This is a genomic window from Bacillus sp. FSL P2-0099, assembly GCF_038007445.1.
GTDB lineage: Bacteria > Bacillota > Bacilli > Bacillales > Bacillaceae_G > Bacillus_A > Bacillus_A mycoides.
On the sequence record NZ_JBBOXE010000001.1, the window covers coordinates 4,868,281 to 4,894,453 of the forward strand.

Sequence of the window (26,173 nt, forward strand, 5' to 3'; positions counted from 1 at the left end):
TCATTTTTTCTCTTTTATTTGGTACGAACAATTACAATCGCCCACGCACATGTTTGCTAACGTCTTCACATTTGCATCTGCAAATAACCGCTTATACATATCTTTTTCATCTTCACACACTTGCGGGAATCTCTCTGCAATTTCCTTTAACGGACAGTTTTGCTTTTCAAATATGAAAGAATGCTCCCCATCTCGCTTTATTTGAACCATATAACCGTTTCTCTCTTGCATAGCAGCTACTTCTTGAACTTTATACGCTAAATTGCTTTGATTACTTATCCTCTTTTGCAACTGTTCTTCCATTCGTTTCGTTCTCGCTTGCAAGACGTGACGCAGCATTTTTTCATCGCCCATTCGAGCCAAATCTTCTAGCATATCAATAGCAAATTGCTTATATTCTTTCGGGAATGTATCTTCTCCCTTTTGACTTAATCCATACAAATATGTTGGTCGTCCGACATGCTGTCTTACCATCTTTGAATAGATTAGCTCATCTTTCTCCAGTTTACTTAAATGCCTTCGAATCGCCATCTCAGTAATCTCTAAAGCTTCAGCTAAATCTGCTACAGTATGCTCACCCTTTACCTTCAATAATTGTACAATCTCTTCTTTCGTAGTACGTGCTTCCCCCATATTTCACCCTTCTCCCTTTTCTCTCTCATATACAATATAAGATCCCCAAAGGAATTCCCGGGGATCTTATAAGCATAATTATTCTGGTACAAATGCAGATACAGGTCCTAATTCCTTTTCTAAATAACTACGAATATTTGCTGGGTATTTCTCTACCACTGCGATATTTTTTTGAATCGTCTTATATAATTCATCATGATTCATTTGAATATAATCTTGCGTAAGCATTTTTCGAAGAAGAATAATTTCTTTAATATGCGCTCCCTCTTCTCCACTTATAACTCTCTCGTCCATTAAAATATCAATAATATCTTCGTAACTTCCTGGATCGCGCATAATAAATCCATCAATCATCGCATTCCCTACATCTAATATACAATCGATAATAAGATGGGCTATGCGCTCTAATGCATAAAATTCAAACTCTGTTTCATATGTCTTTTTCTCTTGAAATGTATTTGTTGCTCGTTCTAAACATACTAGCATTTGTTCTATTTTTTTTCTGTCTACGAAGTACATGAATGTCACCTACCTGGAAATTAAAGCATTTACATTTTAATTGTAACGCTTTCTTCTGAAAAAATCGACAATTTTTCGAATTCACCTTTTCCTCGTTATTTGTTATAGTTATATTTGTATGATTTTTGAAATTGGAGGAATGCAACCTTGGAACGTGAACTCGCACTAGAAATTGTCCGTGTAACAGAAGCAGCAGCCTTAGCATCCGCACAGTGGATGGGCCGCGGAAAGAAAAACGAAGCAGATGATGCAGCCACTACAGCTATGCGTGATATGTTCGATTCAGTAAACATGGCAGGTACAGTTGTAATCGGTGAAGGAGAACTTGATGAAGCACCGATGTTGTATATTGGTGAAGAACTAGGAACAGGTAACGGTCCAGAAGTAGATATCGCCGTTGACCCATTAGAAGGTACAAACATCGTTGCGAAAGGCCTTGCAAATGCAATGGCAGTTATCGCAATCGCAGATAAAGGAAACCTTCTTCACGCTCCGGATATGTACATGGAAAAAATCGCGGTTGGTCCAAAAGCAGCTGGTAAAATTAGCTTAGATGATCCAATTGAAAAAACAATTGATATTGTAGCAGAAGCAAACAATAAAAAAATTCGTGACCTAACGGTTATCATCCAAGAACGTGAACGTCATCAAGATATTATTGACCGTGTTCGTGCAAAAGGTGCACGCGTAAAACTATTTGGTGATGGAGATGTTGGTGCATCAATCGCAACAGCTTTACCTGGAACAGGTATCGACTTATTCGTAGGTGTAGGCGGAGCTCCAGAAGGCGTTATTTCTGCAGCAGCATTAAAATGCCTTGAAGGTGAAATGCAAGCTCGCTTAGTTCCAATGAACGAAGAAGAAGAAGCTCGTTGTCGTGAAATGGGATTAGAAGATCCTCGTCAACTTCTTATGTTAGATGACTTAGTATCTGGTGATGATGCAATCTTCTCAGCAACAGGTGTATCTGCTGGTGAATTATTAGACGGCGTGAAATTCCTTGGCGGAGATTTAGCTGAAACATATTCTATCGTTATGCGTTACAAAACAAGAACGGTACGATTTATTAAAACACACCACCATTTAGACCATAAACCACACTTAAACTTAGATATTTAATAAAGGAGCCATGTGTATGGAAGAACGTTTCTTTCTGTACGACGATACAGTCGCTACAAAAACGCGTTTCGTTAGCTTTTTGGGGGAAAATGAGCGTCATGATTTAGCGCTTCTATACTCCGATCGTCATTACGGTAAAACGATAGTCCTTGATATGCAAAGCAACAAATTTGCTATCATCGGTCCTGACGATTTAAATGAACAAGGCTACTTAGAGCATGCATTTTCGATGTCTGAAGAAAATGCAGAAGAATTACGCTCATTTTTATTTGAACTTATATAATTTATCTGGTGCACCAGCTATGTTAGCTGGTGTTTTTTTACAATTTATATTTTGAATTTTCAATCTTATGTGTTATACTTATGAATAAATCTATTTGGATAGAAAGGACGTTATCTGCGTATGCCAACATTTACTTTGTAATGGACCAGCAATTGGATAGCATTACTCTCAAAAAAGCACCGTGCTTTTTCAAGGGAGTAGTCTGCCCATTCCCATTACGAAGGAACGTAACGCATCTGTAGTATGATGTTTACGGAGGTTCCTCTTGGGGGAACCTCTTTTTATTTTTGTCTACTTCTTATGTCTTCATACTACAAGACATCCAAATAGCTGTATTACGTTCCTTTACCAATATATAAGAGGTGAAGGAAAATGCAGAAAGTACAACTTTCTTGGAGTTTATATGAAAACGAACTAGCAACAATCGAAAAGTATTGTAAAAATTGCAGGCGTACTACCCTTTTTACCGACACGAACATTCGCAGGCATAACGCAAACGGAAAGAACATATACCGATTTGCAATTTATAAATGTCCGAAAGATCATACGTGGAATCAAAAACTTCATATTTATAAATCATTTACTGATCACGTCGAAACTGTCGATATGACTCAGCAAGAACAAACTGAAACAAGTACTACCATTTCCATTACACAATACAAAGAAAGTGGTATAGCCGAAATAACAATCGTATTAGACATCGTTTTTGGTTCCCACCGAATTGATAAAGTGTTATCCACATATATTTCAGATTGGAGCCGTACTATCATTGTGGATAAAATTAAAAATGGGCATATCCAATTGAACCGACAACAAATGAAACCAAACAAAACTCTTTCTGAAGGTGATTACATTTCAATTTGTTTGTAAGGAGGACTCTCATGTTAAAGGTGAGAAAAGGTACGATTGATTTATTGAATGACTTAGATGTAATGTATACAGCATGCAAAGAAGCACTCTTACAGAACCAAATTTATCAATGGGATGATTCTTATCCGACGCGAGAACACATTTCCTATCATCTAGAACAGGCCGAATTGTATTGTCTATTCCAAGATCAAGTACTTGTCGGTGCCGTCGTCTTAAACGAAGCACCGTCTCCAGAATACAAACTAATTGACTGGTCAGAAATAGACGGACGCTTTCTTATCGTCCACTCTTTTGTCATCCATCCGCTCGCGCAAGGCAAAGGATATAGTAAAGTACTATTATCCTTTTGGGAAAACGAAGCAAAACAAAAAAACTACACTGGAATACGCCTAGATTGTTTTACAGGTAATCCGGTTTCATTAAGCCTATATGAAAAAAATAATTATATTTGCCGAGGTGCTGTCTATTTCAAAAGTAAACAGCCTCCTCATAATTGGTATAACTGCTATGAAAAAATCCTCTTACAATCGTAAGAGGATTTTTTCATTTCTTCACTTTTCGTAATACAAAATGTGCACAACCAAAGTTACAGTACTCGTATAAATACTCTGATAAAGTACTAATTTTCGTATCATATGTCGAACGTTGATTACTATCATCAAAGAATCCGCGCAATCTAAGTTGCTCATAACCCCAGTCTCCAACGATATAATCATATTTATTTAAAATTTCTGCATAGCGCTCTTTAAGTGCTTCTTCACTAAAACCGTCACGAAAGTTTTTAATTACTTCGTACTGAACATTATTAACGCTCACCGTAGTATGAATCTCTTGCTTTTGCTCCATTATGAACTTCCTCTCTAAGCATTCTTCTTTTTATCGTATCACAAAGCATAACAACCAACAATTTCAAATACAAAAAATTGAAAATTAGTGCATGCTATGGAGAAGGAGGTGCTACATCGTGAAAAAACAAATTATACTCTCTCTTCTCACTCTTTCCTTATTTGCAGGCTGCCAATCAACTAATAAAGCCGAAATGGAGCGTGAAGAAGGAAGTCGTGTTCTTGTTTCCAACAAAAACGACATGTATCATACGGAAAATACAAATACACGGCTCACAAGGGTGGGCTATTCATCTAAACAAAAACATGAAGTATCTAACAAACAAGTAGGCGCCATTAACCGTGAGAAAGTCGCTGAAATGATTACGAGCATGACAGTCAAACTTCCTGACGTCACCAATGCCGCTACACTCGTTACCGACGACGAAGTGTTCGTTGTATACCGTGCAAACACAACGGATCCGAAACTCGTAACAGATCAAGTATATAAAACTGCTTTGTCCATCGTTCCTCGCTATTATAAAGCATATGTATCAACAAACCAAAAGTTGATTTCTCAAATTCAAGGTCTTCAATCTGGTAGCTTAAACGATAAAGAATATGAACAAAGTCTTGATATGTTAAAACGTGAAATGAGCGATAATCCTCATTTGAACAATACGGGGGATCAAACTTTAAATGATATGATTAAAAAATAAAAAGGTGGAGAAAACCTCCACCTTTTTACTATTTCTTACGATCCGCATAAACCTCCATCGCATCACACATAAACTGCGCTAAACCTTCACCAAACTTATCAATATTTTTCGTAAAACGCTCATCAGCAACATACATTTGACCGAGTCCCTTAAAGGCCTCTAATGAATATTCACCGAAGTTTTGCAAGTAATCGTACCATACCCCGATTGCGGATTGCGCCTCTTTAGAATCAGGTGCTCCATTTCGAAGTGTTGCTAGATTTCCGTAAATATTATTAAACTCCTCCTGTTTCTCTTTAGACATCCCCTTCGCTGTTTTATTCGCTTTATCTACAGCCTCATCTCCCCATCGTTCACGTGCTTCTTCTTCGTACGGGTTATGACTAAAATCAAATCCTTCAAATTTCTCTTTATTCGTCATCTCAATCTCTCCTTTTGTATGCTGAATTGTTTTATCAATCGTCGCAATCACTTTATCTAACCTAGCACGCTTTTCAAGAAGCATTTTCTTATGAAGTTGTAGTGCTTCTTCATGATCAAATGATGGACTCATGATAATTTCTTTAATCTTCTTCAAAGGGAAGCCTAGTTCTTTAAAAAATAAAATTTGCTGCAGTGTCTCTAAATTTTCATTGGAATACAGACGATATCCAGACTCTGTCGTCTCGTCTGGGGTTAATAACCCAATTTCATCGTAATGATGCAGTGTGCGCACACTAATCCCAACTAAATTAGCTACTTCTTTTACCTTCATTGTCATGTGTATCTCCCCCTTAGTACATACGATAAAGTATGACGCAACGTTAGAGTCAATAAGTAAATTCATTTATCTCTAAAAGTTTCATCTCTCCCATATTTCATGCATAATAGATATGTACATATATTAGAAAGCGGTGAAAGTATGGTTTCAAATACTGTAATTGCCAGCATCATATTTCAACTCGTTGTTTCGGTTCTGGTCCCAATTATTGTACTCGTTTATTTCCGTAAAAAATATAATATTAATTGGAAAGTGGTCGGCGTTGGTGTTCTTATCTTTATTGGATTTACCCAAATTCTCGAAACACCGTTCCACCTATTTATGCGTGGTAATCCAGCAATCGCTCCATTTTTAGAAAATCCGTATGTCTTTGCAATTTATGGCGGACTAACTGCTGGTATTTTTGAAGAATTAGGACGCTTCGTTGCCTTCTTCTTCCTACTAAAAAAATATCTAGAATATAAAGATGGCTTCGCTTATGGAATTGGTCATGGCGGGATTGAATCCATTTTAGTTGGCGGATTCTCTGCATTGCAGACACTTATATTCGCTAATGCTATTAACAATGATAGCTTCGCTCAAATGGCAGAAAAACTACCACAATTAAATCTTGTAAAGGATATGTTAATAGAACAACCTGCCTATTTATATTTACTGGGTAGCTTAGAAAGAATTATGGCACTCGTTCTGCAAATTGCTTTTACAATGCTTGTCGTATACGCAGTAAAACAAAAGAAATACATTTTCCTCGTATACGCTATACTATTCCACGCACTTGTAGACTTTTTCGCAGCACTTTACCAAACAAAAATGATTAACATCTTTGTAGCAGAAGGAATTACTCTTCTCTTCGCGATTGGTGGTTTCATTCTTATTCGTAAAATGAAAGAGAAATTAATGAGTGTATCGGAATAAAAATAACCCACCAGTTGGTGGGTTATTTTTTATATGGATTTTCGTAGTGATGATAACTTTTCCCCCCTTGCAGCTCCCTCTTTGTTTCCGCATCTATAACGATGTACTTATGAAATTCTTCTATTTCATTTTGAGTAAAAGAAGCAAAGAAATATACTTGGCGATCCGGGTGAACGAAAGAACCTTCCATCGTCATTTTACTGTGACAACCGACATCTGTTTTTTGCAGGAAGATAAATTCCTCATGTGGTACTTCTTTAAATGAGATTTTTTTACGAACACTATATGCTGCATTGTTGTATTCTTTATAGATTTTCTTATCTAACTGTTCGTAAAACGCATCTTCACTCACAAATGGCTTATTTCGATTGCTTGGATAATTTAATTTTGTATTCGATTCTGCATATGTTGTGGACAAGTGTATAAAAAAACAAAGACCGAATATAATACATATCATTTTTTTCATCATTACACCTCAAATGTTCATTTATCCACATTACTTTTCCACATATTTAGATCAATATGCCGTTTCCAATAAAAAGGAATTTTTTCCACATTTGTCGAAGTATATAAGCGTCAACTTGAAAGATGGGGATGAATTATGAAGAAATTGATTGTAATACGACATTGTTCAGCAACTGGACAAGAACGTGATGCCGAATTAACGATTGCAGGAAAAAATCAAGCAAACACTCTTGCTGCATTCCTCTTAGAAAATCAGCTACAAATAGATCATATTATTTCGAGCCCATTTGTCCGAGCTATCGATTCCATTCGGCCCTATGCGCTCAAAGCTAACCTATCTATCGAAGAGGATGAACGATTAGCTGAACGTATATTAAGCAACGTTCCGATGGATGATTGGATGCAAAAACTAGAATCTACTTTTACAAACATAGATATTGCCTTTTCAGGCGGAGAGTCAACAAAACAAGCAACGGACCGTGCTATATCGCTTATCCAAGACGTTTTAAAGTTCAACCATACTACAACACTACTCGTTACACATGGAAACTTACTTACGCTCATTTTAAAGCACTTTGATCGTATGATCGGCTTTCATGAATGGAGAACTTTAACGAATCCTGATGTTTACGAAATTACAATCGATGAGAAAAGTTTCATAAAACGATTATGGGAAGCATCGTCCAAGTAGTATCCCTTTCCAAAACACTCAGTTGACGCCACGAGAAGAGACTGTATTAACAATAGAGAGGGGTATCATTCAATATGTACGAAGATGTACTTTCTTTACTACATAAAACAAATGCTTCTTATGAAAAATTTGAACACGAACCAGTACTTGACTATGAAACAGATCGTATCGTTCGTGAAAGACTTGGTTTGCAAGGCACTCCAAGTAAAAGCTTATTTTTAAAATCAAAATCCGGGGAGCATTACGTATTCTTTACGTTAGAAGGCACTCGCCTCAACCGAGGAGAGATGAAGGAAATAACAGGAGAGAGCTTATCTCTCTGTTCTCCTAATGAGCTAAGAGAAGAGACTGGTTGCACGCCAGGATGTGTAGCTCCTTTCGGTTATTCACAAGATGTAACGATTATTGTGGACAGTTCAATTTATACTTACGATAAAATTTTAATTACACCTGGTGTACCTGAATTTACAATTGAATTATCCACAGAGGAATTAAAAAAGATTTTATCCACATGTCAAAATAAAGTTTTAGAGTATAAGAAAAAAGAGAGCTAATGATTAGCTCTCTTTTTTCTTTATTTCGCTTCTGCTACTTTTTCTTTTGCAGAACGTACTTGCTCGTCCGCATGATAAGACGAACGTACAAGTGGGCCAGCTTCACAGTGGCTAAATCCTTTGCTAAGTGCAATTTCTTTAAGCTCTGCAAATTCTGCTGGTGGGTAATATTTAATAACTGGTAAATGCTTCTTAGATGGTTGTAGGTATTGTCCAAGAGTTAAAATATCCACATTGTTTGCACGTAAGTCATCCATTGCTTCAATTAAATCTTCTCTCGTTTCACCTAAGCCCAGCATAATGCTCGATTTAGTTGGAATATCAGGCTGCATTTCTTTTGCTCGACGTAAAAACTCTAATGAACGGTCATATTTTGCTCTAGCGCGAACTCGGTTAGATAATCGACGTACTGTTTCAATGTTATGGTTCAAAATATCTGGTTTTGCATCCATTAACATTTTTAAGTTTTCTTCTACCCCACCCATATCAGATGGTAATACTTCGATAGACGTGAATGGATTTTCACGACGTACAGCGCGTACTGTTTCAGCAAAAACAGCTGCTCCGCCGTCCTTTAAATCATCACGTGCAACCGCTGTTATAACAACGTGCTTTAAGCCCATTTGTACTACAGAATCTGCTACGCGTTCTGGCTCTTGTAAATCAAGCTCAGTTGGTAAGCCTGTTTTAACCGCACAAAAACGACAAGCACGTGTACAAACCGCACCTAAGATCATAAATGTTGCTGTTTTCCTTACAGCCCAGCATTCATGAATATTCGGACATTTCGCCTCTTCACAAACTGTATGAAGATTCTTAGAACGCATCATTTTCTTTAAGCCTGTATAGTTTTCATTCGTGTTTAACTTAATTTTCAACCATTCGGGCTTGCGCTTATACTCTGTTTGTTTTGTCATGGTTATCAACTCCGCACAATATGAAATAGTTTACCGTGTTCGCTTCTTTCAATGTAACATATCTATTCTAACGTATGAAAGCGATTTGCTCAAATGAAGATTCTAAGATTTTTTCCAATCGTTCCCTATAATGAAATACTCCGTATATCCCACACTAAAAAGAGTGATGTTGTGAAAGGAGTCTATTTCATGCTTCGAAAAATTTCTCTTTTGCTTTCGATTTGCTTTCTTCTCCACCAAAACATCGCTTACGGTGAAGATAATCAGCAAAGCATATATGAAAAGCGCATGGCACTATATAAAGAAACTGAGCAATCTTCAGGTATTCCGTGGTATTACTTAGCTGCAATGGATCAATACGAAAGAAACATACGGAGCGTAAGAAAGGATATTCCGAAAAAAACCGATGCCATCATTTCCCTTTATTTCAAACCTGAAATATGGGCTGGACCTGTTAATAGTAATGATACTCTCCCCCATACAATTTCTCTATTTGGCGGAATGGGTTTAGATGGTGACAAAGATGGATTTGCAAATGCAAATAACGACCGTGATCTTCTGCATACAGCAGCAACTATTTTAAAGAAACAAGGAACGTCGGAAGACCGTATTAACATTATGCTTTGGGAATATTATAGACGTGCAAAAACAGTTGAATTAATTACAGAATACGCCCGAATTTATAAACATTATGGACGCATTAATTTAGAAGGTAATGCTTTCCCTCTCCCGATTCGCAGTGACCATAGCTATCGTAGTACTTTCGGTGCTGGTAGAAGCTTTGGCGGCAGGAGGATTCATGAAGGAACCGATATTTTTGCTGGATATGGCGTACCAGTACGATCAACCTGCTATGGCGTTATTGAAACAAAAGGATGGAATCGTCTTGGTGGATGGCGCATTGGTATTCGTGACCTTCATAATAATTACCACTATTACGCTCATTTAGGCGGGTTCTCTAAAGAAATACAGCTCGGACAAATTGTCGAACCAGGAAAAGTAATCGGATTTGTCGGTAGTACCGGCTACGGTCCTCCTGGTACAGCTGGAAAATTCCCGCCCCACTTACATTTCGGCATGTATAAAGACAATGGCTATACAGAATGGGCTTTCGATCCATACATGCATTTAAGCCTTTGGGAACGAAAAGAACGAGCAAATACAAAACGATAACCGTAGCAAATCGCTACGGTTATTTTTATAAATATAAATCAATAGAACACTACTGACTAATTATCCGTTTTCTTTTTATCTGGTACAACAACACCCCCGCTTCCGTAATAAGTAGGCACTTCACCTTGAACGATGCGCGTCGCAATCGGAATGTTTTGCTTCACTTTAATTTCTTTCGTGCGTAACGGAATCATAACTTGTAACGTCACTTCCACTTCCATAATAATTTTGATCGCTGTATTATTAATTCCTTGCGGCTCAACTAATTGTTTAATATCCGTATTCACATGACCAATTGGCGTAAAATTAATCGGAATATCCGGTCCTATATTACCAAGAAGCGCATTATCAGTTATGCGCCCAAAAGGAATTGACATAGATACCCCATTCTCTTCAAAAATACCAAGTGCTTTCGTATCCCCTTTTTCTACTTGTTGTAAATATTTTTCTATGTATGCAGTAGTCGATGTTAATATTTCATTTACTTGTTTTGTATTTAAATCAATTGTAGATACTTTCCCGTTCCTATCCGTTTGTACTTTCATTAATGAATCTACATCAAACCCTTCATTAATTCGGTCTTTTACCGCTTTCGTCATAACTGCTGTTGCCATTTTATGAGTCTCTGTTTCCCCATACTTAATTAACGTTGGCTGAATACTTTTATTTACAATCCATAAACCTTGAACTACCATTACGATAAAAATAATAAACGAAATAAGCAGTATATACCGAAAGGAAATCGGTCCCCTTCGAAACCGCGAATTTTTCGAACGAAATATGCTCATAAGAAAACCCTCCTTCTTATATTATTTCTATGCAAGAAAGAGGGACGATATATGCTTATCTCATTTTTAATAGTGCATCTTTTCCGATTGTGCCTACCGGAATACCTAAAGCTTCGGCTCCAGTCGTTACTGATTCCAGCGGTGCTTCAAGAAGTTGTTCAATCGTTCTTACACCAACCGCACGGCCAGCAATAATTCCTCGATCACCTAACTTCTCATTTAGAAGACCTACATCTAAAGCACCGCACATAATATATCCTTTATCGCTCATTACAGCTAGCAAATTTGTCTTTGGAAGTTTTACGCTAACAGCAATGAACGTATAGTTATCAATTATAATTGGCTCTACATTAACCATAGTTCACACTCCTCTCTTTCTTATCTTTATGACAAGAGAAAAATGAGTGTTACAAGTTAACTAGCCTATAGTTTGACTGAAGATGTATAAGTTATCAACATGTCTGTTAGTACATCTCTAAGCAATTCCGGCATATAATATTGTTTGTCAGAAAGTGTGGATAGCTCTGGGTATAAGTATCCGAATGTAAACATATCAATCGTTCCTACCGTATATATCCGGTCTAATTCCAGCGATTCGCCGTTAATCAATACATCTTCTAGTAAAATTTTATTCCCTGGAATCGTATCTGGAATCACTTCCAAACCATCGTAAATCATTTTCCCCATTACTTTTCCACGAAATCCGAATCCTTTCACCTCAAGATTCTCCATATTCGGGCGGCGCGCTTTCAAAATAACTTCTCTTAACGTTTTCCCTGGTACTTTTAACAGACATGGATTAATTGGATGTGGACAAATCCGATGAATATCTCCGCGCGTCACAACACCTTCATTTAATCCCTCAAGAAGTACACCAGCATTCACCATCCCAACATCCGCATTACACCACTCTTTAAGTGCACTTGCCAACATATGAGAAAACGTCGTCTCCTTAAACCAATCAACCGGCAATGATTCTTTTAAATGAACGACAGGCTCAGCCATTATCTGTTTACTTTCTTCCTTTAGCATTTCAATTGTGGATAACGGATCGCTATAAGCACCTAACCGTTCTGTCTTAATCGCTCTACCGTCTTTTTTCAACAGTCTCTTCGTCTCTTTATCCACAGTAAGCTGAACGTGACCAACGTAATGTCCCCACTTTTCACAACAGCAAAGCAAAGTATTATCCACAAGAACGCCACGCTCAAATAAATGATGCGTATGTGCCCCTAAAATAACATCTATATCATAATGCCCCGCCATATATTCATCCATGCTTTTTCCAAGGTGAGACAGGACAACCGTAATATGTGCCTCATCTTTCACTTCTTCTAAAATAGACTCTAAATGGATGATTGGATCTTCAATATGCCAATCTAACATATGATAAAACTCTGGATAAGCTACCGTTAATCCAATAAAGGCAATCGTAATCCCATCTGTCGTTGTATGTAATTTATAAGGCTTCGCCCACGCTGGACGTACACCCTCTTTTTCAAATAAGTTCGCTACAAGCACCTCAAAACCAGCATCATCATATAGACGATTCAAATGCTCTTTCGCCAATGTAATTCCTTCATTATTTCCGATCGTTACATAATCATATAACGCCTCATTTAATAATTTTGTATTCCCAAGTCCATTTGTCGCTTCCGAAATACTATGAAAACGATCCACATGATCGCCAATATCCACAGTTAAAACAGTCTCTCCCGCTTCCTGTCTTCGCCTTTTCTCCCCTTGTACAAACCGAGAAATTTGCGGCCAATTTTCAAAATGACTATGTATATCGTTTGTATGATAAAGGTGGATGATTGTTTCTTTATTTATATTCAGAGAAAAAACCTCCTCTCAGTTCCTTACTGCCATTTACGCTATACGTACGCAATAATCCTGTAAATACTTTTCGTCTTTTCTTGCTATTCTACATTGTACTCGCATTATAAGAAAAAGCCAAAGATTGCCCTTTTAATATGGAAAACTTTATATTACTTTTTCTAGTCTGTTGATTAGTTTGAGGGGGAGAATTTTTGTGAAATGATTCTAGTTGGTGGGGGGAGGAGATTTGTCAGTATCTTTGTCTTACTTCCATATAGGTGCTCCTCTCGTATTTAAATGTTGAGGGGGATATGAGGGATTTCTTTTGTCTTACTTTGTCGACAAATCGATATTCCTTGTCGAACCGCTGATATATTGAAATAATCGCCGATATATTCCGATTTGTGGTCGATATATTTCATTAAAAACCCACCCGGGTATCTTACAGTCGAACCCGAATATACAACATAAAAAAGCGCCCTGCTATGCAGGGCGCTTTCTTCATACATATATTATCCAGTTCCAGCGGCTAGAATGTTCGGTGGCTTCACTTCTTCCTATGAGGCAAAAAGCGCCTCTACGTCAGAAGCTCCATCCCCCTCACATTCTGAACGAGCCGCTTCCACTTTAAATATGTCCAGCTTCGTCTCCTAGACCCTCATGTCTAAGAACCTTCCGCACCAGAAGATAAAAAGCATCTTCTGTGCGAAAGAACCTTAGCCAACGGGTCTGAACAGTCGGCTCCGCATTTCTATTTAACCAATAGAACCTTCCATCTCAAACTTGATTAGGCGGTTCATTTCAACTGCGTATTCCATTGGAAGTTCGCGAGTGAATGGCTCGATGAAGCCCATTACGATCATTTCTGTAGCTTCTTGCTCAGAAATACCGCGGCTCATTAGGTAGAATAATTGTTCTTCTGATACTTTAGATACTTTCGCTTCGTGCTCAAGTGAAACGTAATCGTTTTTGATTTCGTTGTAAGGAATTGTATCAGATGTAGATTGGTTATCCATGATTAACGTGTCACACTCGATGTTAGAGCGAGAGTTTTTCGCTTTTGGTCCGAATTGTACGATACCACGGTAAGTTACTTTACCACCATGCTTCGCAATCGATTTAGAAACGATTGTTGAAGACGTGTTTGGTGCTAAGTGAATCATTTTCGCACCAGCATCTTGGTGTTGGCCTTTACCAGCAATCGCGATAGATAATGTTAAACCACGAGCGCCTTCGCCTTTTAAGATAACTGCTGGGTATTTCATCGTTAATTTAGATCCGATGTTACCGTCAATCCATTCCATCGTTGCGTTTTCTTCACAAACCGCACGTTTTGTAACTAGGTTGTATACGTTGTTCGCCCAGTTTTGGATTGTTGTATAACGGCAATATGCATCTTTTTTAATGATGATTTCTACTACCGCACTATGAAGTGAGTTAGTCGTGTAAACAGGTGCTGTACAACCTTCTACGTAGTGTACGTGTGCGCCTTCGTCTACGATGATAAGCGTACGCTCGAATTGTCCCATATTTTCAGAGTTAATACGGAAATACGCTTGAAGTGGTGTATCAACTTTAATACCTTTTGGAACGTAGATGAATGATCCACCAGACCAAACTGCAGAGTTTAATGCAGAGAATTTGTTGTCTGTTGGTGGGATTACTTTTCCGAAATGCTCACGGAAAATATCTTCGTTCTCTTTTAATGCGCTATCTGTATCTTTGAAGACGACTCCTAGATCTTCTAGGTCTTCTTTCATGTTGTGGTATACAACTTCAGATTCGTACTGTGCAGATACACCAGCTAAATATTTTTGCTCAGCTTCAGGAATACCTAATTTATCAAATGTCGCTTTAATTTCCTCAGGTACTTCATCCCAAGACTTCTCAGATTTCTCAGATGGTTTTACGTAGTACGTAATTTCATCGAAATCTAAGTCGTTTAAGTCGCCGCCCCATTGTGGCATTGGCATTTCATAGAACTTATCCAGTGATTTTAAACGGAAGTCTAACATCCACTGTGGTTCTTCTTTCATACGTGAAATCTCTTCAACGATCTCTTTTGTTAAACCGCGTCCAGCACGGAAAATCGAAACGTCTTTATCCTTGAAACCATATTTATAATCGCCGATATCTGGCAGTTGCTTCGCCATGTTGGTGTGTCCCTCCTTATATAACCTCGTTTTTAGGAACCTTTAACATTACTTATCTTCGTTTAAGCCCTTTTCTAACGCTTTCCACGCTAATGTTGCACATTTAATACGTGCCGGGAACTTGCATACGCCTTGTAATGCTTCAATATCTCCTAAATCAATGCTGTCATCATACTCTTTTCCTAGCATCATGTCAGAGAAAATTTTAGAAAGCTTAAGAGCCTCTTCAATTTTCTTTCCTTTTACTGCTTGTGTCATCATTGAAGCTGAAGACATTGAAATTGAACATCCTTCGCCTTCAAACTTCGCTTCTTGTACAATACCCTCTTCTACTTTCATCGTAAGTTGAATACGATCGCCGCAAGTTGGATTGTTCAAGTTAACGGTAACACTATCTTCTAACACGCCATGGTTACGAGGATTTTTGTAATGATCCATAATAACTTGACGATATAACGTATCTAAATTATTAAATGACATTTGTGAAATACTCCTTTGTCTTGATTAGCGATTCAACAAATGTATCAATTTCTTCTTTTGTATTATATAAATAGAAGCTCGCACGTGCTGTAGAAGAAGCTTTTAGCCACTTCATAAGTGGTTGTGCACAGTGATGTCCTGCGCGAACCGCAATGCCTTCTACATCTAATACAGTTGCTACATCGTGAGGATGTACGTCTTCAATATTAAATGTAACTAGACCAGCGCGATGCTTTGGACCATAAATTGTAACGCCATCTACTTCTGATAGTCTCTCTAAAGCGTATTGCGCTAATTCATGTTCATGCTTTTCAATATTATGAAGACCGATTTCTTCTAGGAAATCAATTGCCGCACCAAGTCCGATTGCATTACCGATAATCGGTGTACCTGCTTCGAACTTCCACGGAAGCTCTTTCCAAGTAGACTCTTGTAAGTCTACGAAATCAATCATTTCACCACCAAATTCAATTGGTTCCATATTGTTTAGCAATTCTTTCTTACCATATAATACGCCGACACCTGTTGGTCCGCACATCTTATGAGCAGATAATGCGTAGAAATCACAGTTTAAATCTTGTACATCCACTTTCATATGAGGTGCACTTTGTGCTCCATCAACGATCATGATTGCACCGTTTTCATGTGCGATTGCTCCGATTTCTTTTACAGGATTAATCGTTCCAAGTACGTTAGAAACGTGCATGATAGAAACGATTTTTGTATTCGGTGTAACTGTTTGACGAACATCTTCTAAAGAAATTGTACCGTCTAGTTGAAGCGGAAGGTATTTTAAAGTTGCACCAGTTTTCTTCGCAACTTGTTGCCACGGAATGATGTTACTATGGTGCTCCATGTAAGAGATGACGATTTCATCGCCTTCTTTTACATTATCAAGACCATAGCTAGCTGCTACTGTATTTAATGCAGTTGTCGTTCCGCGCGTGAAAATAATCTCTTCCATTGATTTCGCATTAATAAACTTGCGAACTTTCTCACGTGCACCTTCATACGCGTCGGTAGCTTTCGTACCGAGCGTATGAACACCGCGATGCACGTTAGAATTATATTCTTTATAGTAACGTTCTAACGTTTCAATGACTTGAATTGGTTTTTGAGAAGTTGCTGCACTATCGAAATAAACAAGTTGTTTGCCGTTCACTTTTTGATCAAGAATTGGAAACTGTTTGCGTATTTCATGAATATTCATTAGCGAACTTTCCTTTCAATTACCTCAACAAGCTGTGCCTTTACTCCTTCAATTGGAAGCTCATTTACTACAGGTGCTAAGAATCCATGGATGACTAAACGTTCTGCTTCGCGTTTTGGAATCCCACGGCTCATCAAGTAGTATAATTGGTATGGATCTACGCGGCCTACTGAAGCTGCGTGACCTGCCATTACATCATCTTCATCGATTAAAAGAATTGGGTTTGCATCACCGCGAGCTTTCTCATCTAACATAAGAACGCGAGAAGATTGTTGTGCATTTGATTTAGATGCACCGTGTTCAATCTTACCAATTCCATTAAAGATAGATGTTGCACTATCTTTTTGTACTCCGTGTTTTAAAATCCAACCTTCAGAGTGTTTACCGAAATGAACAACTTTAGTTGTAAAGTTTTGTGTTTGGTTACCACGGCCAATTGTTACTGTTTTTGTATCAGCAAATGATCCGTCGCCCATTAAGTTCGTAACGTTCTCTGAGATTGTATTTCCGTCATTCATAAGGCCTAGAGCCCAATCAATACGGCCGTCGCGTCCAACAATGCCGCGGCGGTTAACGTAAGTTGTTACGTCTTTTGCTAATAGATCAACCGCACCAAATTTCACTTGTGCACCTTGTTCCACGATTACTTCTGCTACGATATTTGCAATACCTTTAGCATTTTCATTTGCAACGTAGTTTTCTACATATGTTGCAGTACTGTTCGCATCAGCTACGAATAATACGTGGTTATATACGTTAGCTTCTTCGCCGTCTACTAAGAATACAGCTTGAAGTGGAGTTTCAAGAACAACGTTTTTCGGAACATATACGAATGCACCGCCGTTGATTAATGCAGCATGAAGTGCAGTTAGACGATGCTCGTCTACTTTCACGCCGTCTTTCATTAAGTACTTTTGTACTAATTCAGCATGCTCTGTTGCAGCTGTTACGATGTCTGTAAAAATAACACCTTTTTCTTTTGCTTCGTCTGCTAAAGAAACGAAAGCAGTTGTACCAGTACGTTGTACTAATACGCTGTTATTTTCATCGATTAAGTTTTTCACTGCTTCTGGAAGCTCTGTTAAAGAACTTACAGGCTCTTGCTTAGCAGCGTCGCCTTTTCCGATAAAGTCCCATTTTTCAATTTTCGTTTTATCAGGCGTTGGCATTGGAAGTTCAGTTGCTTGTGCAAGAGCTTGTAAGCGGAACTCAGTCAACCAAGCAGCTTCGTTTACTTCGCTTGCGCGCTGACGGATTGTTTCTTGATCGAAAGGTAATGTACCGATTGTCATGTTTATGCTCCTCTCTTACGCTTCTTGCTCTGCTGTTTCGTCTTCAATACCTAATTCTTTTTTAATCCAGTCGTAACCTTCAGCTTCTAGACGTTGTGCAAGCTCAGGGCCACCAGATTTAACGATACGACCGTTCATCATAACGTGAACGAAGTCTGGAGTGATGTAGTTTAATAAACGTTGGTAATGCGTAATCATTAGGCAACCGAACTCTTCGCCGCGCATTTGGTTAATACCTTTAGATACAACTTTTAATGCATCGATATCAAGACCTGAGTCGATTTCATCTAAGATTGCAATTTTTGGCTCGATCATCATTAATTGAAGAATCTCATTACGTTTTTTCTCACCGCCAGAGAAACCTTCGTTTAAGTAACGTTGTGCCATTTCTGGATCCATTTCTAGGAATTCCATGTTTTTATCTAAAGTACGGATAAATTTCATAAGAGAAATTTCTTCGCCTTCTTCACGACGTGCATTAATTGCAGAACGTAAGAAGTCCGCGTTTGTTACTCCGCTAATTTCACTTGGATATTGCATTGCTAAGAATAGACCTGCTAGTGCGCGCTCGTCTACTTCCATTTCTAATACATCTTCACCGTCGATGATGATGCTACCTTCTGTTACTTCATACTTTGGGTGACCCATAATCGCAGAAGATAAAGTTGATTTACCTGTTCCGTTAGGTCCCATAATTGCGTGGATTTCTCCACCTTTTACTTCAAGGTTTACACCTTTTAAAATTTCTTTACCGTCGATTGATACGTGTAAGTCTTTAACCGTTAATGTAGAACCAGCCATCTCAATACCTCCATTAATCCTCTATATACATTTTAAAAATTACTAAAACGTTCATATTCTCATTTTATTCTCATTCTAATCTTATAGCAAATAAAATGATATCGCAAACGACGAAAAAAAGTAACAATTTTTTCACAAATGTATATAAGTATTTCCCTTGCATACTTATATGATACACTTTTCTTCTTATATATATAAAGAAAAAAGGACTGGAAATTTCCCAATCCTTTCCTGCACTTATTCATTTACTGGAAGTACAGCACCTTTATATTCTTTATTGATAAAGTCTTGAATTTCTTTTGAATGCAATACATCTACTAACTCTTTAATTTCTTTTTTCTTCTCGTCACCTTTACGAATTGCGATAATATTTGCATAAGGAGAGTCTGATCCTTCAATTGCAATTGCATCCTTTGTTGGATTTAATTTCGCATCAATTGCGTAGTTTGAATTAATAAATAAAGCATCACCTTCATTATTTTCGTAAAGCTTCGGTGAAAGTCCAGGTTCTACATCTGTTTTAAACTTCAAGTTCTTTGGATTTTCCACAACATCTTTCACTGTTGCCTTAACAATATCTACCCCATCTTTAAGCTTAATAACACCACCTTTTTGCAATAGCGCTAACATACGGCCACGCTCAGCTACGTTATTACTCATAATAACTGTTCCGCCATCTGGAAGTTCTTTTAAACTTTTATATTTCTTAGAATAAATGCCCATTGGCTCTAAATGAATTTTTCCTGCGTTTACAATTTTATATCCCTTTTCTTGAATTTCTTTATCTAAGTAAGGAATGTGCTGGAAATAGTTCGCATCAATTTCTTTATCCGCTAACGCTTTATTCGGCAGAACATAATCCTGGAATTTTTTAATCTCTAATTTAATACCTTTTTTCTCTAATATCGGTTGTGCTTTCTCTAAAATAACAGCGTGCGGTACGTTAGAAGCTCCAACAACAAGCTTATTCTCCTCTTTCCCCCCGCAGGCAGCTAATGTAAATACAGACAGTGCTGTAACAACTGACAATAGAATCTTTTTCATATGATGTCCCCTTCTCCCCTATAGTTATGTAGTAAAAAAAGGACCGGCATACACCAGCCCTTTTTCCGCAATTATTCTTTTACAGGAACAACTGCCCCTTTATATTCTTTAGTAATAAAGTCTTCAATTTCTTTAGAATGCAGTACTTCTATAAGAGCTTTAATCTCTTTTTTATCTTTATCGCCTTTACGAACAGCTACTACGTTTGCGTATGGAGAATCATTTCCTTCAATTGCAATCGCGTCTTTTTCTGGGTTTAATTTCGCATCAATTGCATAGTTAGAATTAATTAGAACCGCATCGCCTTCTTTATTGTTATACACTTGTGGCAATAGACCCGGCTCGATATCTGTTTTGAATTTTAAGTTTTTCGGATTATCTGCAATATCTTTTGGAGTTGCTTTAACTGGCTCTACTCCATCTTTAATTTTTAAAATGCCTTCTTTTTGTAAAATTGCTAAACCACGACCATGATCAGTAATAGAATTACTCATAATAATTGTCGCCCCGTTTGGAAGTTCTTTTAAGCTCTTATATTTTTGAGAATACACACCAATCGGTTCTAAATGAATTTTTCCTGCTATTTCAAAATCATATTTCTTATCTTTAATTTCTTTTTCTAAATACGGAATGTGCTGGAAGTAGTTTGCATCTAATTCCTTATCCGCTAACGATTTATTTGGTAATACGTAGTCTTGGAATTTTTTAATTTCTAAATCAATTCCTTTTTTCTCAAGTAACGGTTTTGCCTTTTCTAAAATTTCAGCGTGCGGTACGTTAGAAGCACCAACAACAAGTTTCTTTTCATCTTTATCTTTCCCGCCACAAGCAGCTAACCCAAAAATTGAAGTTGAAATAAGTGCTGTAAGTAATAATTTTTTCATTTGAAATATCCCCCTGTTTTCATTATCTTTTATCTATTCGAGTCGTTAAACTATCACCAATCCACTGAATTAAAAATACAACGAGTAATACACAAATTGTCGCAACGATTGTTACATCGTTATTTCCACGCTGGAATCCCTCTAAGTAAGCAAGTGTTCCAAGACCACCAGCACCAACAACACCTGCCATTGCTGTATAGCCTACTAAAGCAATAGTCGTAACCGTAATACCAGATACTAACGCTGGTAACGATTCTGGAATTAACACCTTCAAAATAATTGTGCTTGTTTTTGCTCCCATCGCTTTTGAAGCTTCAATTACACCTTTATCAATCTCACGAAGCGCGATTTCAACCATTCTCGCGTAAAATGGTGCCGCTCCAATAATTAAAGCTGGCAGCGCTGCACTTGCTCCGAGTATTGTTCCAAGAAGAATCTTTGTGAACGGGATTAATAAAATAATTAAAATGATGAACGGTATAGAACGGAAAATGTTTACGAACGCTCCAATCACCGTATTAATCGCTTTATTTTCCCATAAATTATCTTTCGCTGTCATAAAGAGTAATAGTCCTAAAATAAGTCCTAAAACAAATGTGGCAAGCGCTGCGATTGCCGTCATATATAACGTTTCACCAGTTGCTTCTAACATTTGATTCCAATCAATATTTGCGATTAACTTATCCATGTGCAATCACCTCCAGCTCTACTTGATCTTGATGAATCCCTTCTATTGCTTGCTGGATCGCTGTTTCTTCACCATTTAAATGAACGACTAAACTTCCGTAAGATCCGTTATTCGTTTGCGCGATATTTCCTTGCAAAATGCTAACTTCTATATCACCGCGCTGCATTAACCTTTGAAGTACCGGTCTTTCTACCGCTTCACCGACAAACTGCAAACGAATTACTTTTCCATCTGGATACTTTTCTATTAAACTTTCAATCGTTTCATTTGTATCTTCAGAATCAGTTAACTGCTGTACAAATCGTTTTGTAATGTCTTGCTGTGGATTACGGAATACGTCAAGTACTGGACCCGTTTCTACGATCTTCCCTTTCTCCATTACAGCAACTCGATTACAAATTTTGCGAATAACGTGCATCTCATGCGTAATCAATACAATTGTTAAGCCGAGACGCTTATTAATATCTAACAATAAATCTAAAATTTGATCTGTCGTTTCCGGATCAAGAGCTGACGTTGCTTCATCACATAAAAGTACTTGTGGATTATTTGCTAACGCTCTTGCAATCCCGACGCGCTGCTTTTGTCCACCACTTAGCTGAGATGGGTACGCGTCTCCTCTTCCTTCTAATCCAACAAGATGAATTAACTCATCGACACGTTTTCTTCTCTCCGCCTTATCGACACCTGCAATTTCAAGTGGGAATGCGATATTTTCACGCACAGTTCGTGACCAAAGTAAGTTGAAATGCTGAAAAATCATTCCGATTTCTTGTCTTGCCTTACGAAGTTCATTTCCAGTAATCGCTGAAATCACACGATTCGCAATTGTAATTTGGCCAGAAGTTGGTTTCTCTAACTGATTAAACAATCTGATTAACGAACTTTTCCCAGCGCCACTATATCCAATAACACCAAATATTTCACCCTTATCTACTTTTAAGTTGGCGTTATCTACAGCAGTGACATCACCGCTTTTTGCCTTATATATTTTCTTTACATTTTCTAATAAAATCATGATGTTCACCCCTTTTTTGTTTAAAAAGCGCAAGCGGCTCGCTTAGAACAAGAGGGCGTTGGAATCCCAGACGTAGAGGCGCTTTTTGCCTCATAGGAAGGGATGAAACGACCGACTGTTCTAGCCGCTGGAGCTAGATTTCATAAAACTTTGGATAGACTCCGCATTTTTTTATTTTTCATGCGTGTAGTCCATCGTTATAGCTCCTCTTATTATTTGAATGTCCTCCGCATTCAAACAACAAAAAACCTTTCCGCTTCTAGAGAAGCAGAAAGGTTTATATGCGTATATAACAACATTATCCCTCTCTCTCATCTCTCAAAGCATTTGCTTTGCAGGAATTGGCACCATTTCAACATAAGTTGACGGTTGCCGGGCTTCACAGGGCACAGTCCCTCCACCTCTCTTAATAAGAGAAATCAGATTAAATTTTCGTCTGATTTAAAATTTATGAAATTGTCTATATTTTATGAATTGAATTGTATCAATATCCACACGCTCTGTCAACAGAAATTTTCGCAAAAAAAGAAACTTCAGAATTTTAAGCTCCGACTGACATCGGTTTACATATATGAAACATCGATTCAACTAATAACATCGTTCGATACGTTCCAGAATATTGTACCCGTCCATCACTCATTAACTTTTGCAACCTCATATTTCCAGTCACTAATTTTTGTACATCCTCTTCCTCTAAACAAACGATTTGTTCCGTTCCTCTCGCCTCTTTCAAAAGTTCTATATAATCTCTTGAAATTTGTAACGAACAGCATTCATCTCCAAAACGAAAATTAACAGTTCTTTCTCCTTGCCTTAAAAGCGGTTCTAAATGATATTGACCATTAGCGTAATTTACAAATGATTGAAGCAAAGAATATAATTTCATCCTAAACCACATCCCTCATATCACTTTCTATTACATACCATTCCCTCTTATTAAAGGGCAATCCTGTTATTTTCGCTCGACAAATACTGTATCTATCACGCATGTCGACATATTTCCCAAGAAATATGTCGAGGCGGCAAAAACTTTGCCGCCTACTTTAATTCCGTATATAAATATTCAACCGAATGAAATGCATATATTTTCTTCATCAGTGTCCCATTTTCAAAAACAAGTAAACACGGTACACTTTCTATCCCATACTCTTTCGCTAAATGCGGGGCATAATTTAAATCTAACATTCCAATTTTCAAATCTTCAATCGTCATCTCAACGACCGTTAACATCTTCTTTGCCAATTGGCATGTTCCACACATTGGTGTATACACATATAACACTGTTTTTTCTTCATTTCCTATTAGGGCTGTAGCTTCGGCACCTGTCCAATCAATCACTTCTATCATTCCTTACCGTAAATATTCTGTATAAACGTCAATGTCTGCTCCCCATAATACATTTGCTAAATGTGAAGAAGGTGCAGTCGCCACCTCGCGATACGAGCGATCAATATAAATATGCTCTGCTTGCGGAAATTCTTTTCGGAATTGTTTCCTTAACTTTTCTCCTGCATCATCAGCATCCACTAGCACATATACGTCCTTATCAAAAAATTGATCAATGAGCTCATCCATTTTCGACAAACCAATTGTACCATTTGTACAAACAATTTCCACTGGTTCACGAATAATAGATTCAATCTTTCTTCTATCCGATTTACCTTCTACAATAATGACTTTTTCCACATAAATCATATGTCATCACCCGATCACCATATACTATACAACCTTTAACTTAGTATATAGTATATTCGTTATTTTCATGTTGTTTCCTGTTTATTTTTGCAAAAGAAAAGCGGAAGCGGCTCGTTCAGAACAGGAGGGCACCCGCACCCCTGAACTAGCGGCGCTCTTTGCCTCAAGTGAAGGAGTGAAATGACCGACTGTTCTAGCCGCTGGAGCTGGATCACAAAGAAAAGTGCAAGCGGCTCGCTCAGATTGTGAGGGGGATGGAGCTTCTGACGTAAAGGCGCTTTTTGCCTTGTAGGAAGAAGCGAAGCCACCGAACAATCTAGCCGCTGGAGCTGGATCACAAAGAAAAGTGCAAGCCGCTCGATCAGCATGAAGCCTCCATGAAAAAAGTTTTTCAAAAACGTTCTCCTACATAATAATTAATATATATGTTTTTAAATTCATTATGTACACAACATAAAAAAGGACAGCACAAAGGCTGTCCTTTTTCTTCGACTATAATTAGTCTTGGTTTGTCATTTCTGCATATTTTTCTGCAGTTAATAACTTCTCAACTTGGCTTGCATCAGAAAGTTCAACTTTAACCATCCATGCACCCTCGTATGGAGATTCGTTAACTAGTTCTGGTTGGTCACTTAATTCTTCGTTTACTGCTACAACTTTACCACTTACAGGTGCGTATAATTCAGAAACTGTTTTAACAGATTCTACGCTTCCGAATGGCTCGTCAGCTTGGATTGTTGCACCTACTTCAGGAAGTTCAACGAATACGATATCGCCTAACTCACCTTGCGCAAAATGAGTAATACCGATAACAACCGCATTACCTTCTGTTTTTACCCATTCGTGTTCTTCAGAGTAACGTAAATTATTTGGAATGCTCATGACTGTACCTCCAGTGAATGTATTAATTATGTAAAAATACCTTATTGGTACTTTTTCCACACACTTTCAAACTGCTCTTCGTTAAAACCAAGTGTTACACTCGTTCCATCTGTTACAATTGGACGTTTAATTAACATGCCATCAGATGCTAAAAGCTCATACATTTCGTCTTCGCTTGCATCCTTTAACTTATCTTTTAAACCAAGTTCGCGGTAACGCATTCCACTTGTATTAAAGAATTTTTTTAATGGTAATTCACTTTTCTCATGTAAATTACGTAAATCTTCTTTTGACGGTGGATTTTCAACAATATGAATCATCTCATATGCTACATCGTTTGCCTCAAACCATTTCTTTGCTTTTTGACATGTGCCACATTTTGGATATGAATAAAATGTTACTGTCATAAATTCACCTACTTTTTTACTAACCTTTACCTTTATCATATAGAAAACATTTTATTATTTCAAACGATTATTCGCTAAACTTTTACTTATTTCGTGATAATTTTTAATAATCCTGCTAATTTTTCTTATTTTTCCGCCATTTATTAAGAAAAAATAAATATATAATTTTTTAAAATTTTTTTCTCATCCCACGCCGAACATATATCTTAAACAAACGTTTGATTAACTACCTATTTTTCTTTGTTAGCCCTTGAGCTGTATCGGTTTCTTCTTACCGAACATACATCTTAAACAAACGTTTGATTAATTTCCTACTTTTCTTTGTTAACCTTTGAGTTGCATCGGTTTCTTCCTACCGAACATACATCTTAAACAAACGTTTATTTAACCATTTCAGCCTATAATCACAGAACCCGGAAACACTTTAAATGACAAAGGCGTACAGATAAAAGGAACTAACGATTTTGGCCGTAATAGTGAGAGTATTCCATGATGTTGAAGAAATTACTGCAATGAAAAAAGCCCTAATTAGGGCTTCTTATTCCGCTTTTACACCAAGACTACTATC

Annotated in this window: 33 protein-coding genes and 1 riboswitch; of the genes, 9 read left to right on the forward strand and 24 right to left on the reverse strand. The window is 37.6% G+C overall.

Going from position 1 to position 26,173, the window contains the following annotated elements; all coding sequences use genetic code 11:
* Both MKY90_RS25375 and MKY90_RS25380 read right to left on the reverse strand, forming a co-directional pair.
* Positions 1-633: a helix-turn-helix transcriptional regulator gene (locus MKY90_RS25375; RefSeq protein WP_063218107.1), complete on the reverse strand. Its 633-nt coding sequence runs from the start codon at positions 631-633 to the stop codon at positions 1-3.
* A 78-nt stretch (positions 634-711) separates the two neighbouring features.
* Positions 712-1,152: a DUF86 domain-containing protein gene (locus MKY90_RS25380; RefSeq protein ID WP_002145069.1), complete on the reverse strand. Its 441-nt coding sequence runs from the start codon at positions 1,150-1,152 to the stop codon at positions 712-714.
* A 147-nt stretch (positions 1,153-1,299) separates the two neighbouring features.
* On the opposite strand from MKY90_RS25380, the gene glpX reads away from it, so the two are divergent.
* The 4 genes from glpX to MKY90_RS25400 all read left to right on the forward strand — a co-directional run bounded on the left by glpX (position 1,300) and on the right by MKY90_RS25400 (position 3,957).
* Positions 1,300-2,271 carry a class II fructose-bisphosphatase gene (glpX, locus tag MKY90_RS25385; RefSeq protein WP_002015911.1) on the forward strand — a complete coding sequence of 324 codons (972 nt, stop codon included), beginning with the start codon at positions 1,300-1,302 and terminating at the stop codon, positions 2,269-2,271.
* 16 nt (positions 2,272-2,287) lie between these two features.
* Positions 2,288-2,554, forward strand: coding sequence for a DUF3055 domain-containing protein (locus tag MKY90_RS25390; RefSeq protein ID WP_002034592.1), 267 nt, complete (start codon positions 2,288-2,290; stop codon positions 2,552-2,554).
* 372 nt (positions 2,555-2,926) lie between these two features.
* Positions 2,927-3,424 carry a hypothetical protein gene (locus tag MKY90_RS25395; protein ID WP_063218106.1) on the forward strand — a complete coding sequence of 166 codons (498 nt, stop codon included), beginning with the start codon at positions 2,927-2,929 and terminating at the stop codon, positions 3,422-3,424.
* 11 nt (positions 3,425-3,435) lie between these two features.
* Positions 3,436-3,957, forward strand: coding sequence for a GNAT family N-acetyltransferase (locus tag MKY90_RS25400; protein WP_078185114.1), 522 nt, complete (start codon positions 3,436-3,438; stop codon positions 3,955-3,957).
* A 10-nt stretch (positions 3,958-3,967) separates the two neighbouring features.
* On the opposite strand, the gene MKY90_RS25405 is transcribed toward MKY90_RS25400, so the two are convergent.
* Positions 3,968-4,270 (reverse strand): YutD family protein, encoded by a 303-nt coding sequence (locus MKY90_RS25405; protein ID WP_002015914.1) that lies wholly within the window; start codon positions 4,268-4,270, stop codon positions 3,968-3,970.
* 118 nt (positions 4,271-4,388) lie between these two features.
* Here MKY90_RS25405 and MKY90_RS25410 point away from each other — a divergent pair, with 118 nt between their 5' ends.
* Positions 4,389-4,967, forward strand: coding sequence for a YhcN/YlaJ family sporulation lipoprotein (locus tag MKY90_RS25410; protein ID WP_002015915.1), 579 nt, complete (start codon positions 4,389-4,391; stop codon positions 4,965-4,967).
* Positions 4,968-4,995: 28 nt separating this feature from the next.
* Here MKY90_RS25410 and MKY90_RS25415 read toward each other — a convergent pair whose 3' ends face one another.
* The gene (locus MKY90_RS25415; protein WP_078185113.1) at positions 4,996-5,727 is read right to left on the reverse strand and encodes a MerR family transcriptional regulator; all 732 of its coding nucleotides are present in this window, start codon (positions 5,725-5,727) and stop codon (positions 4,996-4,998) included.
* 99 nt (positions 5,728-5,826) lie between these two features.
* On the opposite strand from MKY90_RS25415, the gene MKY90_RS25420 reads away from it, so the two are divergent.
* Entirely contained in the window at positions 5,827-6,642 is an 816-nt protein-coding gene (locus tag MKY90_RS25420; RefSeq protein WP_151305052.1) for a YhfC family intramembrane metalloprotease, read from the forward strand.
* A gap of 22 nt (positions 6,643-6,664) precedes the next feature.
* Here MKY90_RS25420 and MKY90_RS25425 read toward each other — a convergent pair whose 3' ends face one another.
* Positions 6,665-7,108, reverse strand: coding sequence for a hypothetical protein (locus MKY90_RS25425; protein WP_341092859.1), 444 nt, complete (start codon positions 7,106-7,108; stop codon positions 6,665-6,667).
* Between the two features lie 135 nt (positions 7,109-7,243).
* Between MKY90_RS25425 and MKY90_RS25430 the strand changes: the two genes are divergently transcribed.
* Both MKY90_RS25430 and MKY90_RS25435 read left to right on the forward strand, forming a co-directional pair.
* Positions 7,244-7,798, forward strand: coding sequence for a histidine phosphatase family protein (locus tag MKY90_RS25430; RefSeq protein WP_098168707.1), 555 nt, complete (start codon positions 7,244-7,246; stop codon positions 7,796-7,798).
* Between the two features lie 74 nt (positions 7,799-7,872).
* Positions 7,873-8,352 (forward strand): YbaK/EbsC family protein, encoded by a 480-nt coding sequence (locus MKY90_RS25435; RefSeq protein ID WP_002034581.1) that lies wholly within the window; start codon positions 7,873-7,875, stop codon positions 8,350-8,352.
* A gap of 20 nt (positions 8,353-8,372) precedes the next feature.
* Here MKY90_RS25435 and lipA read toward each other — a convergent pair whose 3' ends face one another.
* Positions 8,373-9,269 (reverse strand): lipoyl synthase, encoded by an 897-nt coding sequence (gene lipA / locus MKY90_RS25440; protein ID WP_002015922.1) that lies wholly within the window; start codon positions 9,267-9,269, stop codon positions 8,373-8,375.
* Positions 9,270-9,458: 189 nt separating this feature from the next.
* Here lipA and MKY90_RS25445 point away from each other — a divergent pair, with 189 nt between their 5' ends.
* Positions 9,459-10,442: a M23 family metallopeptidase gene (locus MKY90_RS25445; RefSeq protein ID WP_078185109.1), complete on the forward strand. Its 984-nt coding sequence runs from the start codon at positions 9,459-9,461 to the stop codon at positions 10,440-10,442.
* A 56-nt stretch (positions 10,443-10,498) separates the two neighbouring features.
* On the opposite strand, the gene yunB is transcribed toward MKY90_RS25445, so the two are convergent.
* From yunB to MKY90_RS25535, 18 genes are all read right to left on the reverse strand, one after another.
* A complete protein-coding gene (gene yunB, locus MKY90_RS25450) occupies positions 10,499-11,230 on the reverse strand; it encodes a sporulation protein YunB (RefSeq protein WP_078185108.1) in 732 nt (243 codons plus the stop codon).
* A gap of 55 nt (positions 11,231-11,285) precedes the next feature.
* Positions 11,286-11,588, reverse strand: a complete 303-nt coding sequence (locus tag MKY90_RS25455; RefSeq protein WP_002015926.1) for a YunC family protein — start codon at positions 11,586-11,588, stop codon at positions 11,286-11,288.
* A 65-nt stretch (positions 11,589-11,653) separates the two neighbouring features.
* Positions 11,654-13,069 carry a bifunctional metallophosphatase/5'-nucleotidase gene (locus tag MKY90_RS25460; RefSeq protein ID WP_341093298.1) on the reverse strand — a complete coding sequence of 472 codons (1,416 nt, stop codon included), beginning with the start codon at positions 13,067-13,069 and terminating at the stop codon, positions 11,654-11,656.
* Positions 13,070-13,806: 737 nt separating this feature from the next.
* The gene (sufB, locus tag MKY90_RS25465) at positions 13,807-15,204 is read right to left on the reverse strand and encodes a Fe-S cluster assembly protein SufB (RefSeq protein WP_002015928.1); all 1,398 of its coding nucleotides are present in this window, start codon (positions 15,202-15,204) and stop codon (positions 13,807-13,809) included.
* Between the two features lie 48 nt (positions 15,205-15,252).
* Positions 15,253-15,684 (reverse strand): Fe-S cluster assembly sulfur transfer protein SufU, encoded by a 432-nt coding sequence (gene sufU, locus MKY90_RS25470; protein WP_002089369.1) that lies wholly within the window; start codon positions 15,682-15,684, stop codon positions 15,253-15,255.
* A complete protein-coding gene (sufS, locus tag MKY90_RS25475) occupies positions 15,674-16,894 on the reverse strand; it encodes a cysteine desulfurase SufS (RefSeq protein ID WP_002015930.1) in 1,221 nt (406 codons plus the stop codon). The genes sufU and sufS overlap by 11 nt, the downstream gene beginning before the upstream one ends.
* Positions 16,894-18,186, reverse strand: coding sequence for a Fe-S cluster assembly protein SufD (gene sufD, locus MKY90_RS25480; RefSeq protein WP_002015931.1), 1,293 nt, complete (start codon positions 18,184-18,186; stop codon positions 16,894-16,896). The genes sufS and sufD overlap by 1 nt, the downstream gene beginning before the upstream one ends.
* A gap of 15 nt (positions 18,187-18,201) precedes the next feature.
* A complete protein-coding gene (sufC, locus tag MKY90_RS25485; protein ID WP_002015933.1) occupies positions 18,202-18,987 on the reverse strand; it encodes a Fe-S cluster assembly ATPase SufC in 786 nt (261 codons plus the stop codon).
* Between the two features lie 237 nt (positions 18,988-19,224).
* On the reverse strand, positions 19,225-20,031 hold the full coding sequence (metQ, locus tag MKY90_RS25490; RefSeq protein WP_098168809.1) for a methionine ABC transporter substrate-binding lipoprotein MetQ: 807 nt from the start codon (positions 20,029-20,031) through the stop codon (positions 19,225-19,227).
* 71 nt (positions 20,032-20,102) lie between these two features.
* Positions 20,103-20,915 (reverse strand): methionine ABC transporter substrate-binding lipoprotein MetQ, encoded by an 813-nt coding sequence (gene metQ, locus MKY90_RS25495; RefSeq protein WP_098168810.1) that lies wholly within the window; start codon positions 20,913-20,915, stop codon positions 20,103-20,105.
* A gap of 22 nt (positions 20,916-20,937) precedes the next feature.
* Positions 20,938-21,603: a methionine ABC transporter permease gene (locus tag MKY90_RS25500; protein ID WP_002129754.1), complete on the reverse strand. Its 666-nt coding sequence runs from the start codon at positions 21,601-21,603 to the stop codon at positions 20,938-20,940.
* Positions 21,596-22,621 carry a methionine ABC transporter ATP-binding protein gene (locus MKY90_RS25505; protein ID WP_002015938.1) on the reverse strand — a complete coding sequence of 342 codons (1,026 nt, stop codon included), beginning with the start codon at positions 22,619-22,621 and terminating at the stop codon, positions 21,596-21,598. The genes MKY90_RS25500 and MKY90_RS25505 overlap by 8 nt, the downstream gene beginning before the upstream one ends.
* Before the next feature lie 308 nt (positions 22,622-22,929).
* A riboswitch (SAM riboswitch) is annotated at positions 22,930-23,037 on the reverse strand.
* Positions 23,038-23,162: 125 nt separating this feature from the next.
* Positions 23,163-23,507 (reverse strand): hypothetical protein, encoded by a 345-nt coding sequence (locus MKY90_RS25510; RefSeq protein WP_002015939.1) that lies wholly within the window; start codon positions 23,505-23,507, stop codon positions 23,163-23,165.
* Positions 23,508-23,659: 152 nt separating this feature from the next.
* Complete coding sequence (locus MKY90_RS25515; RefSeq protein WP_081257354.1) at positions 23,660-23,968, reverse strand: thioredoxin family protein; 309 nt, start codon at positions 23,966-23,968, stop codon at positions 23,660-23,662.
* A 3-nt stretch (positions 23,969-23,971) separates the two neighbouring features.
* Complete coding sequence (locus tag MKY90_RS25520) at positions 23,972-24,316, reverse strand: toprim domain-containing protein (protein WP_000640865.1); 345 nt, start codon at positions 24,314-24,316, stop codon at positions 23,972-23,974.
* 65 nt (positions 24,317-24,381) lie between these two features.
* Complete coding sequence (locus MKY90_RS25525; RefSeq protein WP_341092865.1) at positions 24,382-24,711, reverse strand: hypothetical protein; 330 nt, start codon at positions 24,709-24,711, stop codon at positions 24,382-24,384.
* Positions 24,712-24,814: 103 nt separating this feature from the next.
* Positions 24,815-25,198, reverse strand: a complete 384-nt coding sequence (gene gcvH / locus MKY90_RS25530) for a glycine cleavage system protein GcvH (protein ID WP_000026895.1) — start codon at positions 25,196-25,198, stop codon at positions 24,815-24,817.
* Positions 25,199-25,239: 41 nt separating this feature from the next.
* Entirely contained in the window at positions 25,240-25,605 is a 366-nt protein-coding gene (locus MKY90_RS25535) for an arsenate reductase family protein (protein WP_002129756.1), read from the reverse strand.
* Positions 25,606-26,173 lie beyond the last annotated feature (568 nt).

Coding starts and splice junctions, on each gene's coding strand:
- MKY90_RS25375 (WP_063218107.1), bottom strand. CDS start 633: ATGGGGGAAGCACGTACTACGAAAGAAGAGATTGTACAATTATTGAAG.
- MKY90_RS25380 (WP_002145069.1), bottom strand. CDS start 1,152: ATGTACTTCGTAGACAGAAAAAAAATAGAACAAATGCTAGTATGTTTA.
- MKY90_RS25390 (WP_002034592.1), top strand. CDS start 2,288: ATGGAAGAACGTTTCTTTCTGTACGACGATACAGTCGCTACAAAAACG.
- MKY90_RS25395 (WP_063218106.1), top strand. CDS start 2,927: ATGCAGAAAGTACAACTTTCTTGGAGTTTATATGAAAACGAACTAGCA.
- MKY90_RS25400 (WP_078185114.1), top strand. CDS start 3,436: ATGTTAAAGGTGAGAAAAGGTACGATTGATTTATTGAATGACTTAGAT.
- MKY90_RS25405 (WP_002015914.1), bottom strand. CDS start 4,270: ATGGAGCAAAAGCAAGAGATTCATACTACGGTGAGCGTTAATAATGTT.
- MKY90_RS25415 (WP_078185113.1), bottom strand. CDS start 5,727: ATGACAATGAAGGTAAAAGAAGTAGCTAATTTAGTTGGGATTAGTGTG.
- MKY90_RS25420 (WP_151305052.1), top strand. CDS start 5,827: ATGCATAATAGATATGTACATATATTAGAAAGCGGTGAAAGTATGGTT.
- MKY90_RS25425 (WP_341092859.1), bottom strand. CDS start 7,108: ATGAAAAAAATGATATGTATTATATTCGGTCTTTGTTTTTTTATACAC.
- MKY90_RS25430 (WP_098168707.1), top strand. CDS start 7,244: ATGAAGAAATTGATTGTAATACGACATTGTTCAGCAACTGGACAAGAA.
- MKY90_RS25435 (WP_002034581.1), top strand. CDS start 7,873: ATGTACGAAGATGTACTTTCTTTACTACATAAAACAAATGCTTCTTAT.
- lipA (WP_002015922.1), bottom strand. CDS start 9,269: ATGACAAAACAAACAGAGTATAAGCGCAAGCCCGAATGGTTGAAAATT.
- MKY90_RS25445 (WP_078185109.1), top strand. CDS start 9,459: ATGCTTCGAAAAATTTCTCTTTTGCTTTCGATTTGCTTTCTTCTCCAC.
- yunB (WP_078185108.1), bottom strand. CDS start 11,230: ATGAGCATATTTCGTTCGAAAAATTCGCGGTTTCGAAGGGGACCGATT.
- MKY90_RS25455 (WP_002015926.1), bottom strand. CDS start 11,588: ATGGTTAATGTAGAGCCAATTATAATTGATAACTATACGTTCATTGCT.
- sufB (WP_002015928.1), bottom strand. CDS start 15,204: ATGGCGAAGCAACTGCCAGATATCGGCGATTATAAATATGGTTTCAAG.
- sufU (WP_002089369.1), bottom strand. CDS start 15,684: ATGTCATTTAATAATTTAGATACGTTATATCGTCAAGTTATTATGGAT.
- sufS (WP_002015930.1), bottom strand. CDS start 16,894: ATGAATATTCATGAAATACGCAAACAGTTTCCAATTCTTGATCAAAAA.
- sufD (WP_002015931.1), bottom strand. CDS start 18,186: ATGACAATCGGTACATTACCTTTCGATCAAGAAACAATCCGTCAGCGC.
- sufC (WP_002015933.1), bottom strand. CDS start 18,987: ATGGCTGGTTCTACATTAACGGTTAAAGACTTACACGTATCAATCGAC.
- metQ (WP_098168809.1), bottom strand. CDS start 20,031: ATGAAAAAGATTCTATTGTCAGTTGTTACAGCACTGTCTGTATTTACA.
- metQ (WP_098168810.1), bottom strand. CDS start 20,915: ATGAAAAAATTATTACTTACAGCACTTATTTCAACTTCAATTTTTGGG.
- MKY90_RS25500 (WP_002129754.1), bottom strand. CDS start 21,603: ATGGATAAGTTAATCGCAAATATTGATTGGAATCAAATGTTAGAAGCA.
- MKY90_RS25505 (WP_002015938.1), bottom strand. CDS start 22,621: ATGATTTTATTAGAAAATGTAAAGAAAATATATAAGGCAAAAAGCGGT.
- MKY90_RS25510 (WP_002015939.1), bottom strand. CDS start 23,507: ATGAAATTATATTCTTTGCTTCAATCATTTGTAAATTACGCTAATGGT.
- MKY90_RS25515 (WP_081257354.1), bottom strand. CDS start 23,968: ATGATAGAAGTGATTGATTGGACAGGTGCCGAAGCTACAGCCCTAATA.
- MKY90_RS25520 (WP_000640865.1), bottom strand. CDS start 24,316: ATGATTTATGTGGAAAAAGTCATTATTGTAGAAGGTAAATCGGATAGA.
- gcvH (WP_000026895.1), bottom strand. CDS start 25,198: ATGAGCATTCCAAATAATTTACGTTACTCTGAAGAACACGAATGGGTA.
- MKY90_RS25535 (WP_002129756.1), bottom strand. CDS start 25,605: ATGACAGTAACATTTTATTCATATCCAAAATGTGGCACATGTCAAAAA.